This is a genomic window from Methylocystis sp. sgz306128 (assembly GCF_056032725.1).
In genome coordinates this window covers 168,413-189,653 of sequence record NZ_JBVYWO010000004.1, presented here as the reverse complement: position 1 = coordinate 189,653, position 21,241 = coordinate 168,413, and the positions used below count along the sequence as shown (strand labels likewise).

General features: G+C 52.5%; 25 protein-coding genes and 1 tRNA gene. 18 read left to right on the top strand and 8 right to left on the bottom strand.

Features of this window, described 5'->3' with window-relative positions; translation table 11 throughout:
- Positions 1-2: 2 nt before the first annotated feature.
- The 5 genes from ssb to AC0N03_RS08720 all read right to left on the bottom strand — a co-directional run bounded on the left by ssb (position 3) and on the right by AC0N03_RS08720 (position 3,909).
- Positions 3-470: a single-stranded DNA-binding protein gene (gene ssb, locus AC0N03_RS08740; RefSeq protein ID WP_474288303.1), complete on the bottom strand. Its 468-nt coding sequence runs from the start codon at positions 468-470 to the stop codon at positions 3-5.
- Positions 470-2,497, bottom strand: a complete 2,028-nt coding sequence (locus AC0N03_RS08735; RefSeq protein WP_474288302.1) for a ParB/RepB/Spo0J family partition protein — start codon at positions 2,495-2,497, stop codon at positions 470-472. Before AC0N03_RS08735 ends, ssb begins: the two co-directional genes overlap by 1 nt.
- 33 nt (positions 2,498-2,530) lie before the next feature.
- The gene (locus AC0N03_RS08730; RefSeq protein WP_474288301.1) at positions 2,531-2,836 is read right to left on the bottom strand and encodes a hypothetical protein; all 306 of its coding nucleotides are present in this window, start codon (positions 2,834-2,836) and stop codon (positions 2,531-2,533) included.
- Positions 2,837-2,948: 112 nt separating this feature from the next.
- Positions 2,949-3,239: a hypothetical protein gene (locus AC0N03_RS08725; protein WP_474288300.1), complete on the bottom strand. Its 291-nt coding sequence runs from the start codon at positions 3,237-3,239 to the stop codon at positions 2,949-2,951.
- Between the two features lie 289 nt (positions 3,240-3,528).
- On the bottom strand, positions 3,529-3,909 hold the full coding sequence (locus tag AC0N03_RS08720; RefSeq protein WP_474288299.1) for a hypothetical protein: 381 nt from the start codon (positions 3,907-3,909) through the stop codon (positions 3,529-3,531).
- A 141-nt stretch (positions 3,910-4,050) separates the two neighbouring features.
- Between AC0N03_RS08720 and AC0N03_RS08715 the strand changes: the two genes are divergently transcribed.
- Positions 4,051-4,920 carry an HIRAN domain-containing protein gene (locus tag AC0N03_RS08715; RefSeq protein ID WP_474288298.1) on the top strand — a complete coding sequence of 290 codons (870 nt, stop codon included), beginning with the start codon at positions 4,051-4,053 and terminating at the stop codon, positions 4,918-4,920.
- 23 nt (positions 4,921-4,943) lie between these two features.
- Here the strand turns inward: AC0N03_RS08715 and AC0N03_RS08710 are convergent, their stop codons facing one another.
- Positions 4,944-5,549 (bottom strand): LexA family transcriptional regulator, encoded by a 606-nt coding sequence (locus AC0N03_RS08710; protein WP_474288297.1) that lies wholly within the window; start codon positions 5,547-5,549, stop codon positions 4,944-4,946.
- Between the two features lie 70 nt (positions 5,550-5,619).
- Here AC0N03_RS08710 and AC0N03_RS08705 point away from each other — a divergent pair, with 70 nt between their 5' ends.
- Positions 5,620-5,832, top strand: coding sequence for a helix-turn-helix domain-containing protein (locus AC0N03_RS08705; protein ID WP_474288296.1), 213 nt, complete (start codon positions 5,620-5,622; stop codon positions 5,830-5,832).
- A 354-nt stretch (positions 5,833-6,186) separates the two neighbouring features.
- Here AC0N03_RS08705 and AC0N03_RS08700 read toward each other — a convergent pair whose 3' ends face one another.
- Positions 6,187-6,432, bottom strand: coding sequence for a hypothetical protein (locus tag AC0N03_RS08700; RefSeq protein WP_474288295.1), 246 nt, complete (start codon positions 6,430-6,432; stop codon positions 6,187-6,189).
- Positions 6,433-6,649: 217 nt separating this feature from the next.
- Between AC0N03_RS08700 and AC0N03_RS08695 the strand changes: the two genes are divergently transcribed.
- From AC0N03_RS08695 to AC0N03_RS08675, 5 genes are all read left to right on the top strand, one after another.
- Entirely contained in the window at positions 6,650-7,192 is a 543-nt protein-coding gene (locus tag AC0N03_RS08695; RefSeq protein WP_474288294.1) for a GcrA family cell cycle regulator, read from the top strand.
- On the top strand, positions 7,189-7,497 hold the full coding sequence (locus AC0N03_RS08690; RefSeq protein WP_474288293.1) for a TSCPD domain-containing protein: 309 nt from the start codon (positions 7,189-7,191) through the stop codon (positions 7,495-7,497). Before AC0N03_RS08695 ends, AC0N03_RS08690 begins: the two co-directional genes overlap by 4 nt.
- 193 nt (positions 7,498-7,690) lie before the next feature.
- Positions 7,691-8,734: a hypothetical protein gene (locus tag AC0N03_RS08685; RefSeq protein ID WP_474288292.1), complete on the top strand. Its 1,044-nt coding sequence runs from the start codon at positions 7,691-7,693 to the stop codon at positions 8,732-8,734.
- Complete coding sequence (locus AC0N03_RS08680; RefSeq protein ID WP_474288291.1) at positions 8,731-9,939, top strand: DUF7146 domain-containing protein; 1,209 nt, start codon at positions 8,731-8,733, stop codon at positions 9,937-9,939. The genes AC0N03_RS08685 and AC0N03_RS08680 overlap by 4 nt, the downstream gene beginning before the upstream one ends.
- Positions 9,936-10,529 (top strand): MT-A70 family methyltransferase, encoded by a 594-nt coding sequence (locus AC0N03_RS08675; protein WP_474288290.1) that lies wholly within the window; start codon positions 9,936-9,938, stop codon positions 10,527-10,529. Before AC0N03_RS08680 ends, AC0N03_RS08675 begins: the two co-directional genes overlap by 4 nt.
- Positions 10,530-10,558: 29 nt before the next feature.
- On the opposite strand, the gene AC0N03_RS08670 is transcribed toward AC0N03_RS08675, so the two are convergent.
- Positions 10,559-10,804 carry a DUF1902 domain-containing protein gene (locus AC0N03_RS08670; RefSeq protein WP_474288289.1) on the bottom strand — a complete coding sequence of 82 codons (246 nt, stop codon included), beginning with the start codon at positions 10,802-10,804 and terminating at the stop codon, positions 10,559-10,561.
- A gap of 208 nt (positions 10,805-11,012) precedes the next feature.
- On the opposite strand from AC0N03_RS08670, the gene AC0N03_RS08665 reads away from it, so the two are divergent.
- From AC0N03_RS08665 to AC0N03_RS08615, 11 genes are all read left to right on the top strand, one after another.
- Positions 11,013-12,737, top strand: coding sequence for a DUF5906 domain-containing protein (locus tag AC0N03_RS08665; protein ID WP_474288288.1), 1,725 nt, complete (start codon positions 11,013-11,015; stop codon positions 12,735-12,737).
- Between the two features lie 331 nt (positions 12,738-13,068).
- Positions 13,069-13,998, top strand: a complete 930-nt coding sequence (gene nusG / locus AC0N03_RS08660; RefSeq protein WP_474288287.1) for a transcription termination/antitermination protein NusG — start codon at positions 13,069-13,071, stop codon at positions 13,996-13,998.
- 143 nt (positions 13,999-14,141) lie between these two features.
- Positions 14,142-14,216, top strand: a tRNA-Met gene (locus AC0N03_RS08655).
- Positions 14,217-14,323: 107 nt separating this feature from the next.
- Entirely contained in the window at positions 14,324-14,950 is a 627-nt protein-coding gene (locus AC0N03_RS08650; RefSeq protein ID WP_474288285.1) for a hypothetical protein, read from the top strand.
- A 175-nt stretch (positions 14,951-15,125) separates the two neighbouring features.
- The gene (locus tag AC0N03_RS08645) at positions 15,126-15,407 is read left to right on the top strand and encodes a hypothetical protein (protein WP_474288284.1); all 282 of its coding nucleotides are present in this window, start codon (positions 15,126-15,128) and stop codon (positions 15,405-15,407) included.
- Between the two features lie 40 nt (positions 15,408-15,447).
- Positions 15,448-15,777, top strand: a complete 330-nt coding sequence (locus AC0N03_RS08640) for an HNH endonuclease (RefSeq protein ID WP_474288283.1) — start codon at positions 15,448-15,450, stop codon at positions 15,775-15,777.
- A 235-nt stretch (positions 15,778-16,012) separates the two neighbouring features.
- A complete protein-coding gene (locus tag AC0N03_RS08635; RefSeq protein WP_474288282.1) occupies positions 16,013-16,474 on the top strand; it encodes a hypothetical protein in 462 nt (153 codons plus the stop codon).
- Positions 16,471-18,165, top strand: coding sequence for a terminase large subunit (locus AC0N03_RS08630; protein WP_474288281.1), 1,695 nt, complete (start codon positions 16,471-16,473; stop codon positions 18,163-18,165). The genes AC0N03_RS08635 and AC0N03_RS08630 overlap by 4 nt, the downstream gene beginning before the upstream one ends.
- 24 nt (positions 18,166-18,189) lie before the next feature.
- Positions 18,190-19,593 (top strand): phage portal protein, encoded by a 1,404-nt coding sequence (locus AC0N03_RS08625; protein WP_474288280.1) that lies wholly within the window; start codon positions 18,190-18,192, stop codon positions 19,591-19,593.
- A 1-nt stretch (position 19,594) separates the two neighbouring features.
- Positions 19,595-20,965, top strand: coding sequence for a head maturation protease, ClpP-related (locus AC0N03_RS08620; RefSeq protein WP_474288279.1), 1,371 nt, complete (start codon positions 19,595-19,597; stop codon positions 20,963-20,965).
- The gene (locus AC0N03_RS08615; RefSeq protein ID WP_474288278.1) at positions 20,962-21,225 is read left to right on the top strand and encodes a hypothetical protein; all 264 of its coding nucleotides are present in this window, start codon (positions 20,962-20,964) and stop codon (positions 21,223-21,225) included. Before AC0N03_RS08620 ends, AC0N03_RS08615 begins: the two co-directional genes overlap by 4 nt.
- Positions 21,226-21,241: the final 16 nt, after the last annotated feature.

Below are 21,241 nucleotides of genomic sequence, written 5' to 3'. Positions count from 1 at the left end.
CCTCAAAACGGGATATCGTCATCGATACGCTGTGATGTGTTTTCAGCGGGGTAAGACATGCGGTCGTCGGGGCGGCTGCGCGTCGTTCCGTAAGAATCCTCGGAAGGCGGCGCGCGCTCTGACTTTTCAAGCAGCGTCAGCTCCCCGCGAAACTTCTGCAAAATCACTTCGGTTGTGTAACGCTCTGCACCCTGCTGGTCAGTCCATTTGCGGGTGGCCAAAGCGCCTTCGAGGTAAACAGCACTGCCCTTTTTCAGATATTGTTCGGCAATCTTCGCCAGGCCTTCATTGAAAATTACAATATTGTGCCATTCAGTGCGCTCCCTGCGCTCGCCGGTGGCCTTGTCGCGCCAAGTGTCCGACGTCGCGAGGCCAAAGCTGACGATCTTGTCGCCAGACTGACTTGTTCGAACAACAGGATCCTTGCCTAGCCTGCCGATTAAAATGACCTTGTTGACGGATCCAGACATCACGCGACCTCTGCCGTTTTGGCAGGCTGCTCGATGAGCTCCAGGCCAAGATAATGAACGCCAGTTTTCAATCGCGTCTTGGAAAATCCTTGATTTTCAAGCTCGGCAGCAAGTTCAAAAACATTCAACGTCGGCGCATTATGGGCGACAGCGCGATCGTTATAGGCGACGAGAAGATCACTGGCCTTAGCCTTGGCTCCTTCAATCTTGCGCGCAGCCTGAGCCAAAATCGCTTCAAACGACATCGGAATTTGAGCGGCTGAATCGGCATCTTCGATGCAAGTTGTTTCCGAATCTGCGTCCTGGCTTATTGAATGGTCCGGCAACAAATCGGAAATCGCCTCGGGCAGCCACTGAGCAGCGCGAGCGGCCGTCGTCACCATCTCGCGCGCCGCAAGCTTTTTCGAACTGGCGACAAGCTGAGCAGCACTTTCCCCCTGAATGGCAAGCGCTATCGCGACGATTTCGTCGTGACTGATCGCTTTGAAAAAGGATTCATAGTCAAAATGACGCACGATCGCTGCCTCGAGCGCGCTGTCCTGCGCCAATTCACAAATGATGCTAAGCCAATCGTCTGTAAGAAAACGAACGTCTAGCCGGCAGGCAACGACGCTGGTCAAGGCCGAAAGAACGTCGACATGCGGCGCGGAGCGCGCAAGATCAAATTTATTTGCAAAAGGTTCAAGAGTCATGCTCTCGAGCAACGGTATCCCGTCGCGCTCTTCGGCGTTAATAAAATACGCAGATTTCATAATGTCTGAGCCAGGGCTCAAAAGCCATGCGAGCAACAAGGCCAGAGCGTGATCCGGACGTCCCTTTACAATGTCGCGAATTCCGCGGTTCAACGCCTCGAAAATAATCGGCTGAATCTTGCTTGGAATAGGAGCGCGCGGCGCCGGCATTGGTTCTTCCGAACCTGGGCGCCGTACAATCTGCTCGCTCGAAGGTTCGGGGATTGCCTTCTTTCGAAGTGCCCAGTTGAATTCAACATCACCGTCAAAACCAATATCGACCGAAAATCCGAGCCTGGAACGCTCTTCGCGCGATATGGCGCGCAACAAAGCCCGATAATTGATATCGGCTATTTTCTTCTCGTCGTCTGGGTTGCTTTCATCGAGATCCGCAAGCTCATCCTCTTCCGAATCCAAATAATCGAACCGTGGCACTTCGTCATAATCATAAAGACTTATGTCCTCGGCGTTTACACCCCAACCCCAACCATCAAGAGCTATTTTGGAATCGATGATCGACTGAAGCTTTTGAGCGGCAAGAAGACGGACAAGCGGTCCGTTCTTCCACAAGGATTCATCGGTAAAGAGATCGTCCTCGATCTGACCGCCTGCAGCAACGTAGGCCTCGGCACCGATAAATTTGCATAGCCGAAAATTACTGCTGATTGTGTCGCCGACCAGGTTCTTGCGAATGAACGATGCACTCGGCATCTGAAACCCCCAATGTTCCCTGGCGAGCTCGAGGACGCGGCATTGTTGTTCGTGGCTGTCATTGATCGTAAATGCCTGCGCCGCTTCCGCCGTCAATTCACCAGCGCGCCAAGCTGCGCGGATATCAGGTGCAAGTCTGCCAAGACGCATGCGTTTACGAACATGAGTTTCATCGACGCCGAAATCGCGGGCAATGCGGGCAACATCAAAGCCTTCCAGATGCAATGCGCAAAACGCTTCAAATTCATCCACCGCGTGCATGGGCTGATGACCGACATTTTCCGCAAGACTGGCCTCACGCATTTCGGCTGGCGAACCAAAATATTCGCGGCACGGGATATAGCCCGTCTGATAATCCTGCTTATCCAGCAGTTTCAAAGCCGCATAGCGGCGACCGCCGGCCAAAACGTCGTAAGTTATCGCATCGGCCCGACGATGCACCAAGAGTGGCTGCAATAAGCCGCTCGACTTGATGCTCGCCGCAAGACTGATGACATCTGCTTCGTCAGGCATCGAGCGGCAGTTGTATGCCGAAATTCCCGAAATTTGCGACAAATGAAGATCGATATCCGAAAAGTGGTTCATGGAAATCTCTGTTTGGTGGGGCTCGGAAAATATTTAAACGTCGCTTTGAACACTTATTTTGAAGATGACAGGTGCCTCTTCGCCGGTGCGCGCCGCGCTGTATCGCTTAAGCGCCAGCCGATCGACGTAATCGGCAAAGGCAGGAAAGAGATGTTCCTCGACCTGGGACTGCGTCCAACCAAGGGCGAGCATGTTATGTTGCGATACGGGTAACCCGCGTTCACGCAAATAAAAAATATCAGAAGCCATATCCATGCGGATCGCATGCTGATTGGTTAGCAAGCGACGTGTTCCGGGATAAGGAACGCGCCTGGCGCTTTCGGCCTGATTTTCGCTCATCTCTGCACCTGAGCGTAATGGAGATGCAGAGGCTGCGGAGGACATACCAAGCAATAGCCAGTCATCCCACCAACGATGATGCAGAACGCCGCCAGGGCTTCAAAGAAGCGCATCATTGTGTAACCTCCGATTTGGAAATTGCGGTCTCGATTGCGATCAGCTGAAGTTCAGCGCGCAAAAATTGGACGGTGCCGCTCATACCCATGGAGCGAAACAGTTCGAGCAGATCCGCTACAAAAAGCCGTGCGTTCAACAGGGCCTCAAGCGCTTCAGGAACGGCTGCAAATTTATGCGCCTGGACATGGGTCAACACGGACGCCGGTTGAGCCATGCGCGCGATCGTATGGCCTTCGTCAGATCGAATTTCGTAACAATTGAGGCCGGCGTTAAAGGAAACATTCATGAACGTTCCTCACCTGCCCTGGCAATTTCTGTGGAACTCTGTGCAGTTATCGCTGTCTCGGTCTCAAGCTTGCTGAGGACCAACGGAAAGTGGAACGTTATCTGCTGGCGTTTCCACCCTGCCGACAAAAGGTCGTCCACCAGGACGCAACCGAACTCGCCCATAATCAACTTAACGTCGGCTGCCATCCTGGAAACGATATGCTCGCGCGTCGTCATTTGGTCCCGCGGAAGCGGCCAGATGGTGCCGTCATGGGTTGCGCGTGGTGCGTCGCTCGAAGCCGGTAAAATCATAACGGCTTAGCTCCCTGCGATAAAGCATCGAGCTGCTTACGGCAAACTTCGCAGGCTTTTAAAAAGGATAAAACAGAAGTGTTTAAAGGCCGGATTGCAGCTTCGATTTCCTTCCGCTCTCGTAATCGATAAAGAGAAGGAGCTATTACACAGCCAAAATTTTCCATGTCCTGGCATTCTTTTTCGAACGCCATAAACGTCGGTTCGTGAGTTTTTAAAAAATCATACGCGAGGTTGATATATCCAAATGCTTTGAGCAATTTTTCCTTCGCGAGCTCCGTCGCAGTATTGCCTTTTTGAGCATTGGTTTGGTTGTCGGCGTTGCCCTGCTCTCCACCGTCCGTTGTCGATGACGAGCTTCTCGTAAATGCGGACATGGAATTCTCCCACGCATAAAAGCATGAGATTTCCTATTAGGAACTAATAATTTTGTCAATTAGTTTCTAATAAATTTTTTGGATAGCCTACATCGTCTCGCAAAATATTAGGCCGACGGCAAATTGATAACGGAATATCCAATGTTTAAATGGATAAAAAATCTTTTTCGAACCGAGCAAAGACCGCCGCTCGATACCAATAAAAATTTTTCCCTTATCCATTCGAAAATATCTGATGCCCCCGTCCAGATAAATATGACTTTTCCGTCGGCGCTTAAATCAGAAGACGAACAGTTGGTTTGCTCGACGATTTTGACGAAACGTGAAAGCAAAACCGGTAAATATTATTATTCAAATTCGTCGTCAAAATGGCTTTTGAATATACCACGTATTGAGGGACGCGGAGTTGGTAACTTCGGCCAGGAGGTTGCAGGGAGCTCTCACTATCAACAAAACCTGGAAAAAATAGTTCAAAGCACTCACGACTGTTCGGTATATTATCGAACAATTGCAGTTCTTATCCCCGAACCGACAAATCGATATGACAAAAATGCCATACAAGTACAAATAGATGAAAAAATTGTTGGATATGTTAAAAAAGAAATAAATATTCTACTATCTAAAGAAATATGTAATTTAATTAACTTTTCAAAAATTCAATGTAGAGCTCTAATAATAAAGTTTCCCTATAACGGAAATTTATCCAAAAAAATTAAAGTAACACTAGATATAGAATTTCCAATTTCTATTTGGGACCCAATTTTAAAGAAAAATTTACCCGAAAGAAATCCCCATTTAATAGATCATTTTGCGTCTGATATAGGACGATTGGATAACCTTTGCCCGTCATGTGAATTCGTGTTTGAAAAAAGGCCATTTAAAAAAACAAAATGCCCTAATTGCGGTAATTTTATATTCGTAAGAACAAGATTATTTGATCGAAAACGAGTTCTTTTATCGCGGGAACAAGCAGATATAATAGAAAGAGAGTGGATTAACTATCGCGGTTAACCAAAATTATAAATATTAAACAACTATTTTGCCATGACACCTAAATAGCGCCAAGCTTGCAATAGTTCTATATCATCAATCGGCGGCGCGTTGTGACTTTCCAAACGCCAAGTGGTAGATGTCGTACCACGTCTGAGAATTTTAATCATTCGATTTTCATCAAGCGTTTCTACCACAGCATATTTCCCAATAAGAGATGCTGGACTTACGGGTCGCGGATCATAAAGAACAATTTCGCCGTCCATAAATCGGGGCCACTGCGATTCGCCCTTTACGACAAGCGCAGCAATTTCACCATCACCCGGCATTTCATATTCGTCGGCAGCTTGGATTTCCACTGTATCACCGAGGAGCACTACGCCTGCTCCGGCGCCAACGGTTCCCAGAATAGGAATAATTTTCCTATGAGATTTGCTTGAGCGCATTTCTCCTTTTCCGTGCATCAGCCATTCATAGCTAACACGAAAAAATTTGGCATATCTTTCCCCGGCCCGGGACAGACCGCTTACACCGCGTTCATGACCGTAATAAGTTTGTTCCGAGACGCCCATCGCATGAGCAGCTTCTCTCGGAGTTTTATAACCTGCTTTTTCACGTGCAATTTTCAGGCGGTCGAATTGTTCACTCATGTTCGACGCCTAACAAAAAAAATTATTAGAAACTCATTGACTGTTTCTATTAGTTTCTAATAATAGGAGTATGAATCGTATACACCTGCTTCGAAAACACATGAAATGGTCTCAACAGCAAATGGCTGACTATTTGCAATGCTCTCAAGCAAATATTTCTCGTCTCGAGGCGGGCGCACCTGAAAAGGGAGCAATAAAAAAGCTTCTCGATCTTTTGGAGCTGGAAGCCGCGTCAAAAGATCGGGGTTCGGGCTCTGAGTTTTCTTCCAAAGACGCCGCCTGACAGCAACGCCTTTGAAAAAATTTGACGACGATTCCTTTCATCGTCGTCATCCCCTGCCCTCCTTGGGCGTTCCTCCCTGAACTGCCTGGCTGGACCGAAATCCAGCCAGGTCTTTTAGGGCAAACATGACCTGGCTCGTAAGGGCGGCTCACGGTTTGGACCATTTACCCCGTTCGGGTGGCCGATATGACAACTGCATATTTTGCGTCTAAAGCTCGGAAATCTAAAATCCCACCTCCTTCTTCCTCTCTCTCTCCGACGATCTCACTATCGGAGAGAAAAATGAGGAAGTCCTGTGGTTTGAGTACGAGAGTCCTGCGGTCCGAACCGCAGGGTTTCCCGAGCTGGGCGCGGTCAGTTTATCCGCGCGATACGGCCAAGCTTATTGCGACGGATCTCGCCGCGCCCGTTAGAACGGTTGAAAGCTGGCTTGCCGGATCCAATCCTAGCCTGGCGTGGTTTTGCCGGCTGATATCCTTTTACGGACCTTCGTTGCTTTGTGCGGTTCTTGGCCAGCACATCGGTTGGCTTGACATGGCGCGCATGGCGCAGGAGCAGGCCGATCTTGAGCACCAGCTCGCGCTGCTCGCGCAGCGCCAAGCCAATCTCAATCAGAAAATAGTCATGACGGGGAGAAAGCCATGAAGGGCTGGACATGCGCGCTGTTGACTCTTTGGCACGGATGGCGAGCCGGACAATGCCTTCGTAACGCTCAGTACTGGGCGCGAAGGGCCGAGGCGGCGCAAATAAAGAGCGCGCGGTGGATTGAACACAAGATCGAGCACGATATCGCGGTCCACGTTTTGGAGATGCGATAATGATCTGGACTGAGGAAAAACTTGATTATCTTAAACTCTGCGTCGAAAGCGGCATGACGGCCTCCGCGGTGACGGAGAGTTTCAATCGACATTTCGGTCCCGAAGCCACGCGAAACGCAATCTTGGGTAAGGCTTTTCGAACAGGGCTTTCCTGGCAGAGCCAGCATCATGCGTGCGCCAAGCCAGTCCCTGCGCTGCCGACACAAAAATCAAAAGCGATGGTCCAGCCAAAGCCGCAGGATCGGTTGCAGCCACCGATTCAGCCGAAGGCAACTGAGAAGAAGGCAGATGCAAAGTCTGACGCGAATTTGATCCAGTTGGAACCGAAAGCACATCAGCAGCCTGGAAAGCCGATCGGTTTAATGAAACTGACATCAACGACTTGCCGCTGGCCCGTCGGAGATCCCGGCGAAGAAAATTTCGGTTTTTGTGGCCAAGACGTTCAAGGGTCTGGAACAAAGCATTCCAAGGTTTATTGCCCGCACCATTTTCGGATTGCTTATGTGCCGAGCAAGCTCAGCGACAAGCGGAGGGCGGCATGAGAGAGATTCTTTCCGAACGCCGCGCTTGTGCGTCGTTTGATTTCATCTTTCGCGAACAAAAGCACACCGTCACCCTCGGGCTTTATCCCGACGGCCGTCTTGCTGAGGTTTTTCTTAATCGGCACAAACGCGGGACAGATGCGGACAACGATGCACGCGATGTGGCAATCCTGATTTCATTTGCCCTTCAACACGGCGCAGACGTCCAGAGCCTCGCCAAGGCTTTATCTCGGGATGGAAGTGGCCAGGCACTTGGTCTGGCTGGCCATGTTCTCGATCTCATCATCGAGAGGGCTGCGCCATGAACGATCTGTTTTCCGCAGCGCCGGCGCCGGGATCTCCATCGCGACATTCGCCTGATGCAAAAGCTCCAGTTCTTCACAAGATCTGCGTGATTTGCAGCGCTCCGGGAAATTTTGGTTTTGGGGTCAATTTGCGAGCAGGTCAGATTGGTCGCTGGTCCTGCGTTCGTCATCGCGATGATGTGAGGGGCGTCAAATGAGATCTATCTCCATTGAAGGTTTTCCCACGCCAGATTGTCTCTCCGATGATCCGGGACCTGCGCCGATGCTGCAATGGCTCGATATTGCCGATCTGGTGGTTGATCCTTCCTACCAGCGCGAAATCATCTTGCCCGATGGTGAGCAATTTAAAAAAACGCCTGGATATTCCAACGTGCTGCGCATTGCGCGCCATTTCGATTGGCGAAAATTTTCCACGGTTATTGTGAGCCCGGTTGAAGGCGGTAAATACGCCATCATCGATGGGCAACATAGAACAACGGCTGCGTGTCTGCGTGGTTTGAGCAAGGTGCCGTGCCAAGTCGTTCAAGGTACGCGCGTCGCGCAAGCGGAAAGCTTTGCGGCAATCAATCGTACCGTTACGGCAATTTCGCCGCTGCATCTTTTCCACGCGCAGCTGGCGTTCGGAGATGCGGTTGCTAAAGAACTTGTCGACGTGTGTTCGGGCGCCAGGGTTAAAATCCTAAGATCCAACAAGACGCGCAATGTCATGCGTCCGGGAGAAACTGTTGCCTTGGCGGCATTGCGGGGATGCTTGCGCCAGTATGGCGGCGTCGTTTTGTCTGCAGCTTTGTCAGGCATCACCCAGACGAGAGATGGCAATCCGGGCATGATTATTCGCCTGGTTATTGAAGGATTATGCAGTGTTCTGAGGCTGCGTGCCGATTTGGTGCGAGATAGGACCAGATGGCTTGCACTTATGCAGCAATGTAACATTTCCGATTACTATGTCTCGGCAGGCGGCTGGAAGGGATCAAGCAGCGATTTTGCCCTGTTAGTGCGTGCGCGTCTTAAATCTTTAGAAGAAAAACACGATCTTCCCGTCATTGTGAAAAAGCCGGACGTTACGCCGCTACAGGCCAAAAAGTCGGCTGCGCCCAATGTTCCCGTTCGAAAATTTGTTCCTTCCCCGTTGGCCAAGGGTCAGGGAAGAATTACGGACCATCGTCAAAATGGTGTTGTTGATCTTGGCGATCCCGCGCCTGGCAGGTCCGCACTTGATCAAAGGCTATCGAAATGAGAAGCCAGTTTGATCCTGCATTTGACGCCTGGGTTGATGAGGCACGCCAGATGCGCGTCGTCAATGAACTTTCACGCCGCGGCATCTCGGTCATCAATGAAAAGGGTTATCCTTGCCCTGGGTGCGGCGGCAACGACCGCTTTGCCGTCAATATAGCCAAGAATGTCTGGGGATGCCGCGCATCCGGCACCGGTGGTGATGCCATCGCATTGGTTCAACACATCGAAGGCTGCGATTTCAAAACCGCGGTCGAAATCCTGACGGGGCGCCCTGCTCCGCATGAAATGGCGGAATCTGAGGCCGAAAGGCAAGAGAGAATGGCGCGCCAAGCGCGTGAGAACGAACGGCGTCGGATCGAAGAAGAAAACAAAGCGCGCGCTCAAAATGAATTTCGTGAGGCCGAGCGTGCGCGAATGTATCGCATCTGGCAAAAAGCTGTTCCAGCCAAAGGAACGATGGTCGAAGATTATCTTGCGCTTCGCGGGCTGTTTTTGCCGGGTTCATCATGGCTTAAATTTATGGCCGATTATGCGCTTTGGGATCGCCCGGGCGGTAGGGTGATTCATCGTGGTCCGGTGATGCTGGCTCAGATTATGGGCCCGGACGGACGCTTTGCCGGCGTTCATACGACCTGGCTTGACCTGCGCGAGCCAAAGGGCAAAGCCATGATTGCCGATGACAGCGGTGAAATGATTGCGGCTAAAAAAGTGCGCGGCAGCCAAAAGGGTGGCTCAATCTTGTTGGCTCGTCATTGGAGCGCGCCGTCCCTTGGACCACGCGTGATGTTTTTGGGCGAAGGTATTGAAACGGTTCTCGCCGTCTGGTGCGAGCTGACCGAACTGAGATCACATTGGCTTGTCGGCGCCGAATTTAGATCTTCCGTCAATCTGGGCAATATCGGCCGGCGCGCCGCGGCAACAATGCCGCACCCGTCCGAGGTTTTTGAGGACAAGACGGGAAAGCAGCGTCGGCGCATGATCCCAAATGATGAGCCGTTGGCAAATGACGAATGGCCAATGATTCCCATTCCTCCTAGCGTTGAGATTCTGTTTCTATTGGGTGACGGCGACAGCGAACCTGTTCGCACGCGAAATGCCATGGTTCGCGGCGCAAAAAGCTTTGCCAGTGTTCGGCCCGATCTCGACATAAGACTGGCTACAGCAGGCGCCGGCGTCGACTTCAACGATTTGCGGAGGCGCGCATGAGCTGGCCTTTTGCCCCCCTGAAGCCGGCGAGCTTCGATCTGGTCGTTGCAGATCCGCCATGGCCCTTTGCTGTTTATTCTGAAAAGGGACAAGCAAAGTCTCCTGAAGCTCAATATTCGACTATGAGCATGGCCGATATTGCCGCATTGCCAGTGCGTCAGCTGTTTCCAAAAAGTGGCGTGCTCTTGTTATGGTGCACATTTCCGTTGCTCGTCGATCAAGGTTTGATCGCCCGGCAGTGGGGCTTTGACATCAAGACCGGAGGTGTTTGGGCCAAACGCACCATGTCAGGCAAAATCCGCTGGGGAACGGGTTATGTGCAACGATCGGGCTGCGAGCCCTATCTGATCTGCACGTTGCCAGGTGCGGACACGCGCGGCGGCCGCAGTTGTTTGAATTTCATTGAAACATTGGATCATGCATCGATCGATGGCTTAGCGCGGGAGCACAGTCGCAAGCCCGATGAATTCTATTCGATGTGTGAAACATTATCGCCAGATGCACGTCGCTGCGAACTTTTCGCGCGAACACGACGCAAGGGTTGGACGGCGTTCGGCGATCAAATTGGCTTGTTTGGGAGAGCGGCATGATCCAGACAGCAGCGGTTTACGACCATAAATCACGCGGCCGCGATTTCAGTGGTCTCAAAAGTGATCATCGCCTGCCAATCAATCAAAATGCGTCCCTTGCCAGGAGTGACACCGCGTGCTTCCAGTACGTCAGGCACAAATTCAACCAGCTTTCGTTTCAGGTCATCCTTGCTGGCAGCTTCGGTCGTCATCGCACTGTCGTCGCTGATCGCGACCCACACCCTGGCGTCATCATCGTAAAAGGCACGAAAATGAATGGTGACATCGGTATTCATGATTACGATCTCCGTCCGAAGCCCATCCTAGCAATCCTTCTTCCTCAAGTCGATTCAAGGAGGGCCGCATGATCAGAACCGGTCTGTGTCGCAATGTGCCTTATCGGCAAATTGAATATTATCATGCCCGAGGCTGGATGGTCATCGCGCCTTGGAACCCGATTTGGTCAGTGCTGATGTGGCATTGCGAATGCGGCGAGGTACAGCCGTGAGCGACGATATTGCCTCGAAAATCGACTCGGCCGAGATCTTGCATTTTCCTGGAAAAGCAAGATCCGCGGTCGGAGCTGAAGACGGCTCTGCATCGGCAAAAATATCAGCGGAAACTCCCTCTCTCGCTGAACAAGCAAGCGGCCTGCCAAATGATGTTTCCGGCTCTTCTGGAAGCGGTATGCCGCCTGGTGATGGTGGAAAGGGAAACCAGCCCCGCGACGATGGCGACGGCCCCAGTCACATCGTTGAAACATTAAATCGAGAATACGCACTTGTTTTGATGGGTTCGCGCGCGATCATTATGCGTGAAACACCATACGCGCCAATCGAGGATCGAACGCGCATCCTTTCGCTCGATGCGTTCAAATCGTATTTTCTCAACAAAGGTTCATCGATCAAAAAGCGCGTCAAAGACGAATCTGGTGAGTGGGTCGAGAAAACAACCTATGTCAAATGGGCTCCGCATTGGTTGAGCTCAAAGGAACGGCGCACCTACGACGGTGTCGAGTTTTTTCCAGATCGCAACAACGCGCCGGGAACCAAAGGGTATTTCAATTTATGGCGGGGATTCTCTGTCTCGCCGGATACGGGACCGCTGCCGGTTTCCGCGGCCGGCATTGAGGATGGATTGCGCCCAAGTCGCCGGCTGAAATATCGCACGTTCTGGGACCACTTGGAAAACAACGTCTGCAGCGGCGATCTTGAGCGGGCAAGATGGGTTTTCGGCTGGTTTGCACATATTGTGCAGCGGCCGCGCGAACGCATCGGCACTGCGATTATTCTTCGGGGCAAGCAAGGTGTTGGTAAAACCAAGATCGGTGAACATTTTGGCGCACTCTTCGCCTCACATTATTTTCTTGTCGATGATCCGCGCTACCTCACGGGGCAATTTAATGCCCACATGGCCAGTTGCTTGCTGCTGCAGGTGGATGAGGGCTTCTGGGCTGGCGACAAGGCTGCTGAAGGGCGTCTCAAGGGCTTGATCACTGCGCCCAAGCAAATGATCGAAAACAAAGGCGTTGATCCCATTCGTCTCGATAATTACGTGCGGCTGATGTTCTCGTCCAACGAGGACTGGGTCGTGCCTGCCGCCATGGACGAGCGGCGCATGGCCGTGCTCGATGTGATGCCCAACCAAGCTCAAAACAGCCCTTACTTTTCCATTATGGACGAGGAAATGACGAATGGCGGTCAGGCGGCGCTTTTGGCGGATTTACTCGATTTTGATCTTGAAGGCGCTAACGCGCCGGATCTGCGAAAAATACCAAAGACTGAGGCTTTGCTCGAACAGAAGTTGCGGTCGCTCGATCCGGTTACCGGCTGGTGGTACGAGCGATTGTGCGACGGTACAACGACCAGGCGCGGTTCGGAATGGCAGTCTGACTGCGCGGTGGACACACTGTACGACGATTTCGTGCACCAGGCGGAAAAGATCGGGGTACGTCGAAAGGCGGACAAAACAGCCTTCGGCATGCGCATGAGCAAGCTAGTTCCGGGTCTTAAAAACAAGAAGAAGAATGCACGTTTCCAGCTGCCGACGGGCGATTGGGAGACACGACGAGCGCGATGTTATGAGTTGCCCAAGCTCGAGGTCTGCCGTGCTCTATTCTCGGAGCAGGCAGGCCAGCCGATAGATTGGCCGAATGACGCTGGCACGACGGGCGAGCGGGGAGTTTCGGCTGAAAAATCGGACAGTGAGGAAGATGAACACGAATTTTAGTGCCCAACCTGCCCAACCTTTTTTTGGCTTTAAAAAAAGGTTGGGCGCAAAAAACGATATTAAATCAATGACTTGCCCAACCTGCCCAACCTGCCCAACCTTTTTCCTCACGTGACGCACGCGTGCGCGTGCGCGAGGCGACGGAAATGTTTGGAACGACAACAGGCAAAAATAGGTTGGGCAGGTTGGGCAGGTTGGGCAACGCGTTGAAATATATAGATAATAATGCGCCCAACCTTTTATTTATTTATAAAAAAGGTTGGGCAGGTTGGGCAGCTAAGCCAGCGAAGATTGAATTTTTGAACTTTTACGCCACAACGGAGAGCGGACGATGCGGCAACAACTAAATGAACGGGTTGATAGTTTGGGTGCAAAGGGCATTGAAGCCCAGCGGGTTGCTGCCTATGAGGCGGCTGTTGCTGCCGGCTATGCGCGTCTTTCAAAATTTGAGCCGGGCGAAGGACGGTTGAATGCTGCGCAAAAGGCCGCATCTGATTTATCACTTGCAAATTCGGACGCTGTTATTCGGGCTCTTAAAATTATGCGGCATCCTGATGCTGGTGAACGACAGCGCAAAGCTCGCGGCGCAAAAGATTTAGCGCGTTGGAAAAATATCAATCGTACGTCTAGTTCCGAGATCGCTGCAAAGCGCATACGTAAGGCCCGTGAGGCAGCGCGCTTGCGTGAGGCGAAGAATTTGAAGCTGCGTCAGTCAGCTCGTTTGCGCGGGCGCGTGCTGCCATGTTCCGCCCCCTACTGGTATGTGATCGTTACCGGGCCGCAGTCGGAAGTTCGGGCGGCTGTCAACCTCGAGGATCGCGGCTTTCAGGTCTATCTGCCGATGCGCGCCAATGAACGAATTGTCAGCCGTCCTGGACGTGAGCCTGAGCGCAAGCAATTTTTGCAGCCTCTCTTCGCCGGCTATTTGTTTTTAGCCGATAACGGCCGGATGGATTTTTCGCAGGTCGAGGGTGCCAAAGGCGTTGCCGGCGTATTGCGCATTGATGGTTCGCCCTACCCTCTAATGGGTTCGGTTATCGATCGTATCGCGGCGCTGGAAAAGCAGGGAAATTACGACAATTCGCTTGGCGCAAATCTTGTTCCTGGCAAAACTGCGCGCGTGAACGATGGGCCATTTTCCGGTCATTCGTTAAAAATCATCAAAATCGAACCAGGAAAATTCGTCGAAGGACTAGTCAAACTATTTGGGCGTGAAAGCGTGGTGCGCATAAACGACTTGCGCGTTTTAGAGGCCTCGTGATATTTAATGATTCGGACGACCCCGATGACGTTACGCCCAATGAGCAGAGCTTTCGGAGCCACTCGCGTAACAGCGGCCCAGCCTACCGGTGAAACGGTCAGGCGCAAATGGAGGTTTATGGGGTTTTTCCGACATTTCAGTTTCGCAGAGTAGAGCATCGGTAGCTCGTCAGCCTCATAAGCTGAAGGCAGCGGGTTCAATTCCCGCCTCTGCAACCAGTTTGATCGGGTTTGTTGAATTGTTGACTCCGTTAAGATTTGCCTATGCTATGCCGTTATAGGGAGGCAAGTATGGGTACAAAAGATTTAGTATCGGATAAATCTCAATGGCAAAAATCGAACAAGCCGACTCCAGCGCCAACGCCGACGCCTCCGCAACCGGATCCCCCAAAGCCGAAGCCGGGAAATACGAGGGACAGTCCGTTAGGTCCGCGTCCGCGCTAAGCAAAGCCGACGAACTTTCAATGCGAATTCTGCGCGCAGCGGTCTATTCAGAAGATCGCCAAGCGTTTTGCATTTTTATGGATCGGCTAAGTGCTTTAATGGGTATCGTGTCGGGAACGGCTTTGGTCGCGGTGGCGCAATTGGATGCCCCGACATTTGGGTTGTGGTTTGGCTTCGTCATAGCCGTTCTTGGTGGTCTTAATCTTGTATTTGATTTTTCGGGACTTGCGAGATCGTATGCCGAATCGCGCCGTGAACTTATGGACCTGTATGCTCAGGCAAATGAAAAAGCCGATCTTGATAAGATTGAATGTATTTTCATGTCTGGCTACGGTTCGTCGGCCATAAGCTTTTATGCTGCCAATGCGCTCGCATACAACGCTGTTCAAATTCAATATGACCGCCCCAAAGAGACGCTGATTAAAATTACGGCTTGGCAGCGCTGGACGCGGCATTTGTGGCGTCATTCGATGGCTGACTTTCTGCCCGCGGATTTCCCTTCTATTTAGCGCCTTCGGGCCAGCTATTATGAAATTTGACTGATTTGTGCAATTAAGCGCCGGTATCGCCTGATCAGCGATCGAGAGCAAGGAAACACGGTCCTGGTCCCTTGCCGCTTTGTGGCTCATGGAAGTCGATTTTTGATCGTCAACCGGATTTGCGATTAACCGGCGAGACTCAAACATGCTGTCGTTCGCTGACGAACTGAAACAGGTTCATATCAAGGTCGATCTGATTATTTCGTACATTGTGAAGGTAAACGCCATGAAAGAATTTGACTCTCTGATTTCCGACGTTGCCGCGCTCGAGACCGCGATCATTAATCTTCATGCAGATGCCGTGAAGCCTGCCGATATTGCTGGGCTTGGCGCACGCATTCAGGCTGCGACAACTGCATTGACAGCTTTGACCGCGTCCAGTGAGCCGGCGGCTGTTGCTGCGACGGATCCTTCGTCGGCCTCCTGATTGTTCAATTCCCTTCAACTGCCGCGGATCTGATCGACCGATGGTTTTCAAGTCACGCCTGACAGCTGTCAAATCTCGATTGGTTTCAATTTCCGGGCGCTCGATCGCCGCGTTGCCGAAACAAGCTGATCCCTATTACTTTTCGGCAGAGCATCGGGAATGGCGAAAGATGGTGCTCGAGCGAGCTGGTCATGTTTGCGAGTACGCTGGATGCGGCCGGCGCGAACCACGCATGTTCGCGGATCATATCGTCGAGATAAAGGATGGCGGATCTCGAACCGATCTCGCAAATGGTCAATGTCTTTGCGGTCATCATCACACTTTGAAAACCAATGCCGAACGAGCTGCCAGGCTCGGACTTAAACGTTGAAGGTTGAACCGGATCAGGTTGGTCTGATCTCGATCTAGTCGAACAAGTCATCGGGTTGGCGGTTTGACCAAAGCCACACAAATGCAATTGGCTGCAAACCATTTTGCCGTTCGCCGCCCTCGCGAGGATTGCATCGAACGGTCGGCCGCGCGTTGGGCTTGGTCATAGGGGGGGTAAAAGTTCGGCGCCTTGACCCCTCGCAACCGCGCACACTACCATTCAGAGAATTTTTTTCATGTCCGTGAATTTCGACCTGTGGGGTGATCCAATCCCTGAGCCGACAGAGACGCGCGGGCGCCCAAAGCACGTGGTAACAGAGGAAAGACGGCTTCGGGTAGCCGTTTTATGCGCTTTGAAGCGCTCTTCTGCCGAAATTGCCGCGGCTATGAACATCACCGAGCCCACACTTCGGAAGTATTATTTTCGGGAGCTCAAAAGCGGGTTTGTCCAGAAGCGAGCGGAGGCGCTCGTGCTTTTGTGGGAGCTGGCCAAGAAGGGCAATGTCGCCGCGCTCAAGGCTTTTCTAAAGGAAACCGAAAAGAGCGACATGCTCGAGGCTGCCAAAAACTTTGAAGGTCCGGTTCGCCATGCAAACAAACCGGCGAAGCTGGGCAAGAAAGAAGAAAGCGCCCTGGCGGCGGAAACAGCCGGCGATAATACAGATTGGGGAACTGATCTGAAGCTGCCGTTGCAATGACCTGGGACACATCTTGCCCCGACTGGAAAGAGCGGATGCTCGCCGGCCGTTCATTGGTTCCGGATCTTCCGCTGTTCAAGGACGAAGCTGAGCGCGCTCTTCGCATATTCAAACGGCTGCGTGTGCCAGATCTGATCGGGCAGCCGCGAATGGCAGAAGTTGCCGGCGAGTGGCTATTTCCCATTATCCAGGCGATTTTCGGTTCGTATGATCCGGACGCGCATAAGCGGATGATTCAGGAATATTTTTGGCTCATTCCGAAAAAGAACAGCAAGACCTCGAGCGCCGCGGCCATCATGGTTGAGGCTTTGATCCTGAATCGTCGCCCTGAAGCCGAATTTGTCCTGGTGGCGCCGACGATCGATGTTGCAAACAGGTCTTTCAAACAGGCCAGCGCCACGATCCGGGCGGATGCGGAACTGGAAAAGCTGTTCCATCACCAACAGCATATCCGCTGCATCACGCACCGGCGCACCGGCGCTGTTCTGCAGATCAAGGCAGCGGACACGGAAGTTGTAACGGGCGGCAAACAGGTCGGCACGTTGATCGACGAGCTGCATGTTCTGGCCGAAAAATCAAACGCACATGAAATCATGATGGAATTGCGCGGCGCTCTCGCTGCCCGGCCTGACGGATTTCTGATTACGATCACGACCCAGTCAAAAAAACCGCCATTCGGCCTGTTCAAAGAGGAGCTCAACAAGGCCCGGGCAGTTCGTGACGGGGTATTGAAACTGCCGCCTGGGCGCCAGCTGTTGCCGATCCTTTATGAGTTGCCAACTGAAATTGCAGTCAACGGCGGCTGGAAAGACAAAAAATACTGGTCAATCGTCAATCCCAATCTTGGATTGTCGATTGAAGAAAACTTTTTGGAAAGCGAACTGGCGTCTGCAGAACAAAGCGGTCCGGCAAAGCTGGCTCTGTTTGCATCTCAGCATTTCAATGTCGAAATCGGCCTTGGCCTGCAAACGGATCGATGGGCTGGCGCCGACGAATGGATCGCTGCAACAGATCCCGATTTGACTCTTGATGATCTTATCGCACGCTCGGAAGTGATTACGGTTGGTATTGATGGCGGCGGCCTGGACGATCTTTTTTCGATCGCTGTTGTTGGTCGGGAACGGGAAACCAAGCGGTGGCTTTCATGGGGCAAATCGTGGGTTTATCGAAAAGCTCTCGACCTGCGTAAATCCATCGTCGCCAATCTGACGGATTTTGAAAAGGATGGCGATCTCAGGATCGTGGACATGCTCGGCGAGGATATTTCCGAGGCCGTCGCTTTGATCGAATATATCGATCAGTCCGGACTGCTTGCCACCGTCGGTCTCGATCCGTTTGGTGTCGGCGCGATCGTGGATGCCCTGGCGGAAGCCAATATTGCCGGTCAGGATCGGGTCGTCGCAGTTCCACAAGGCTTTCGCCTGATGGGAGCAATCAGAACGGCTGAACGCAAACTTGCAGACGGAACTCTCAAGCACGCGGACCAGGCGATCATGCGCTGGGCTGTTGGCAACGCAAAGGTCGAAGTCAAAGGTAATGCTGTGCTGATTACCAAGCAAGCCGCAGGCACGGCCAAGATAGATCCCTTGATGGCACTGCTCGATGCCGTCGCCCTAATGTCGATGAATCCAGAACCGCGTGGACTGTCAATCTGGGATCGCCCGGATTTGTCGGTATCGCTCGCGAGATAATGCGGGATAGGAGCCGTCGATACCATGAAGTTCATGAACGGCCTCAAAGCTCTTGCCGGGATATTCAGCGGCAACAGCAGCGGATCCAAGATAACCAATGCATCGCCAGAAAACCCTCAGACATCACTTGCCGATCCGGCATCGTGGTTGTCGGATTGGGCGTCGGGCGGACAGGGCGGCGTATTTGGGCCGCATATCAACGAGCGCACCTCGATGGCCGTCTCCGCGGTTTACAGGTGCGTCTCCCTGATTGCCGGTATTGCTGCCGGACTGCCGCTAAAAATCTATCAACGAAACGAAGATGGACGTATTGAGGCTCCGCGCCATCCGTTGCAGATGATGATGTCGGTCGCCCCCTTTCCCGGTAGATCCATGACAGCTTTTGCCTGGAGAGAGGCATGGATCGTCAATGTGCTGCTGTGGGGCAATCATTATTCGATCATCCGCTATAACAAGGGCGGCAAGATTATTGGCTTTGAAAACGTCCTTCCGTGGGATGTGGAAGTTTACCGGGTCGATAACCGCAACAAATACCGATGCATGATCTGGGATACGGCCTTTCTGCCAAATGTCGACGGGCCGACGCAGCGGGTTGAGTGGGTTGACCAAGATGACATGATCCATATTCCAGGCCTGGGCTTCAATGGGATCGCTGGCGTCTCAAGAATACGGTCCTTTGCGCGCGATGCCGTGTCTCTCAGCAAATTGCTTGAACAACAGACCGGCCGCGTCCACGAAAACGCAGCAAAGCCGTCAGCCATCATTTCTGTATCTTCAAGTATTTCAAAAGATGGTTTTGAACGGTTCAAAGCGCAATTTACCGATGACAATACTGGTCGCTACAATGCCGGCAAACCAATTTTTGCGGACAAGGATACGACTTTTACGCAGTTGCAAATGTCGCCTGAAGATTTGAACACGATTGCCTCCCGCCGCTATCAGGTGGCGGATATATCGCGGTTCTTCGGGGTACCACTGCATCTGCTGAATGAGACAGATAAAGCGACGAGTTGGGGCTCTGGCCTTTCCGAACAAACGCTGGCCTTTCTGATCTACACGATCGATCCGGATCTGCATCGCATCGAGTCCGAGCTTAATTACAAACTGTTTTTCGGAACGGATTATTATGTCGAGTTCGACCGCGATGCGCTGATGGCCATGGATCCGCTGAAAGCGGCTCAGGTTGCACAGACGGAGATCGCCAGCGGCGTAATGCTGATCAATGAGCGGCGCCGTCACAAAAATCGGCCTGCTGTCGAAAACGGCGATCAGCCGCTGATCAATTCGACCAACGTGCCGCTTGCCAAGATCTTCGCGCCCGATGCGCAGCCTCAAGCTGATCCGATTGCCGGCGGCGCGCCTGTACCGGTCGCGGATCCAAAAGAAACTGATACTCCGTCGGCCGACGAGGACACTGAAGGAAACTGAAATGCACCGTTACGGACTCGTGGCCGGAGCTTTTCCGGCAAATGTGTTGACGGCTTACGACAAGGCCAACCGACAATTGACGACGCCGCGCGCCCGGTTTTCGCAGCGCGTGCTTGTGAATTTTGCCGGAACCGGTTCGGCACGTGCACCACTGACAGTTCGCAACAGCGATGATGAAAGTAAACCGAGCGAAATCCTGCTTTACGATGAAATCGGCTACTGGGGCGTCACAGCCAAGGATTTTGTCAAGGCGTTGGCTCAGGTTGGCGACGGACCAATCACGCTGCGGATCAATTCGCCGGGCGGCGACGTATTTGACGGATATGCGATATATAACGCTCTCAAAGCACGATCCGCTCCTGTCAATGTCATGATTGATGGCATTGCGGCTTCTGCAGCGTCATTCATCGCCATGGCTGGATCGACTGTTACGATGGGCGATGCATCCATGATGATGATCCACAATGCCAATGGTATTTGCATGGGCGACCGGCGCACGATGACGGACATGGCCACCACACTGGCCAAGATTGATGGTCAAATTGCCGGAATTTATGAAGCCAAATGCGGCGCAGATCCCGGTGCATTCGCGGCGGCCATGGATGCCGAAACATGGTATACTGCGGGAGAGGCCAAGGACGCCGGCCTATGCGACGTGATCGCCAACTCCTCCAGCGCGGCGCCCATCGATCCGATGGCCAATGTTGTCATTTTCGAAAATCCCATTGCCGCCAAAGAACGCAAGCGGCCTGGCATAGGTAACGCGATCAAGAATGGCGTGCAGCCTTACGATCCTGACGGCGACGGCGATAATGACGCGCAAGAGGCTCTTGATGCCATCGACGACGCCATTGCTGCCTTGAGTGATGCAAGGGCTGCGTTGACCGGCGACGATGACGATATGCCAGATGTGGATGTTAAAAAGCAAAATCGGGCGCGAGACAAATTGCGAGCAGCAAAAACGGAATCGGAATGGCAATGCGGCGCGGCACGGGACTTGCCGATTAATCAGACACAATCCTGGGACGGCCCTTCCGCCGCTGAGCGGATGCTTGACGAAGCCGGCTTCAACGGCTCCAGCCCTGATCCTGGCAAAGCCAAACGCGGCTTTCTGGCCTGGGATCATCATAATCCGAATTTGAAAGGCTCCTACAAATTGCCGTTTGCCGACATGATCGACGGCAAGCTGACCGCGCTCAAAAGCGGAATCGATGCGGCGGCCAGCCGCTTGCCCGATACGGACATTCCAGAATCGGTGAAGGACGATGGTCGCGCCGTCCTGGACGAATACGAAAAGCAAATGAAGCCGTCTGAAAAAACATCTGACATGGCGCGTCGTTTGCGGCTTGCCGAAGCGATGGCTGCCATATGACCGGCGCGATTGATATTAAAGCCAAGCCATCGGCGCGCCGCCACGTGCGTCTTCTTACACTTGGCAGCATTGTGCTGTTTCGCACACGAGATCCAACGTTCGGCGGCAATGATTATGCCGCGATCGTAACAAAAGTCCATTTTAACGGACAGGTTAATTTGATGGTAATGCCGGACAGCGGTTTGCCATATCCCGTTCAAGAAATTGGCCATGTGAGCAAGTCCCTTAACGTTGGCTGGGACTGGCCGGCCAAAATCTGAATTTCCGGCAGGTTGC

Coding starts and splice junctions, on each gene's coding strand:
- AC0N03_RS08625 (WP_474288280.1), top strand. CDS start 18,190: ATGAAGTTCATGAACGGCCTCAAAGCTCTTGCCGGGATATTCAGCGGC.
- AC0N03_RS08620 (WP_474288279.1), top strand. CDS start 19,595: ATGCACCGTTACGGACTCGTGGCCGGAGCTTTTCCGGCAAATGTGTTG.
- AC0N03_RS08725 (WP_474288300.1), bottom strand. CDS start 3,239: ATGAATGTTTCCTTTAACGCCGGCCTCAATTGTTACGAAATTCGATCT.
- AC0N03_RS08615 (WP_474288278.1), top strand. CDS start 20,962: ATGACCGGCGCGATTGATATTAAAGCCAAGCCATCGGCGCGCCGCCAC.
- ssb (WP_474288303.1), bottom strand. CDS start 470: ATGTCTGGATCCGTCAACAAGGTCATTTTAATCGGCAGGCTAGGCAAG.
- AC0N03_RS08635 (WP_474288282.1), top strand. CDS start 16,013: ATGTCCGTGAATTTCGACCTGTGGGGTGATCCAATCCCTGAGCCGACA.
- AC0N03_RS08685 (WP_474288292.1), top strand. CDS start 7,691: ATGAGATCTATCTCCATTGAAGGTTTTCCCACGCCAGATTGTCTCTCC.
- AC0N03_RS08675 (WP_474288290.1), top strand. CDS start 9,936: ATGAGCTGGCCTTTTGCCCCCCTGAAGCCGGCGAGCTTCGATCTGGTC.
- AC0N03_RS08710 (WP_474288297.1), bottom strand. CDS start 5,549: ATGAGTGAACAATTCGACCGCCTGAAAATTGCACGTGAAAAAGCAGGT.
- AC0N03_RS08705 (WP_474288296.1), top strand. CDS start 5,620: ATGAATCGTATACACCTGCTTCGAAAACACATGAAATGGTCTCAACAG.
- AC0N03_RS08695 (WP_474288294.1), top strand. CDS start 6,650: ATGATCTGGACTGAGGAAAAACTTGATTATCTTAAACTCTGCGTCGAA.
- AC0N03_RS08735 (WP_474288302.1), bottom strand. CDS start 2,497: ATGAACCACTTTTCGGATATCGATCTTCATTTGTCGCAAATTTCGGGA.
- AC0N03_RS08690 (WP_474288293.1), top strand. CDS start 7,189: ATGAGAGAGATTCTTTCCGAACGCCGCGCTTGTGCGTCGTTTGATTTC.
- AC0N03_RS08630 (WP_474288281.1), top strand. CDS start 16,471: ATGACCTGGGACACATCTTGCCCCGACTGGAAAGAGCGGATGCTCGCC.
- nusG (WP_474288287.1), top strand. CDS start 13,069: ATGCGGCAACAACTAAATGAACGGGTTGATAGTTTGGGTGCAAAGGGC.
- AC0N03_RS08670 (WP_474288289.1), bottom strand. CDS start 10,804: ATGAATACCGATGTCACCATTCATTTTCGTGCCTTTTACGATGATGAC.
- AC0N03_RS08650 (WP_474288285.1), top strand. CDS start 14,324: ATGGCAAAAATCGAACAAGCCGACTCCAGCGCCAACGCCGACGCCTCC.
- AC0N03_RS08715 (WP_474288298.1), top strand. CDS start 4,051: ATGTTTAAATGGATAAAAAATCTTTTTCGAACCGAGCAAAGACCGCCG.
- AC0N03_RS08730 (WP_474288301.1), bottom strand. CDS start 2,836: ATGAGCGAAAATCAGGCCGAAAGCGCCAGGCGCGTTCCTTATCCCGGA.
- AC0N03_RS08645 (WP_474288284.1), top strand. CDS start 15,126: ATGCTGTCGTTCGCTGACGAACTGAAACAGGTTCATATCAAGGTCGAT.
- AC0N03_RS08720 (WP_474288299.1), bottom strand. CDS start 3,909: ATGTCCGCATTTACGAGAAGCTCGTCATCGACAACGGACGGTGGAGAG.
- AC0N03_RS08640 (WP_474288283.1), top strand. CDS start 15,448: ATGGTTTTCAAGTCACGCCTGACAGCTGTCAAATCTCGATTGGTTTCA.
- AC0N03_RS08680 (WP_474288291.1), top strand. CDS start 8,731: ATGAGAAGCCAGTTTGATCCTGCATTTGACGCCTGGGTTGATGAGGCA.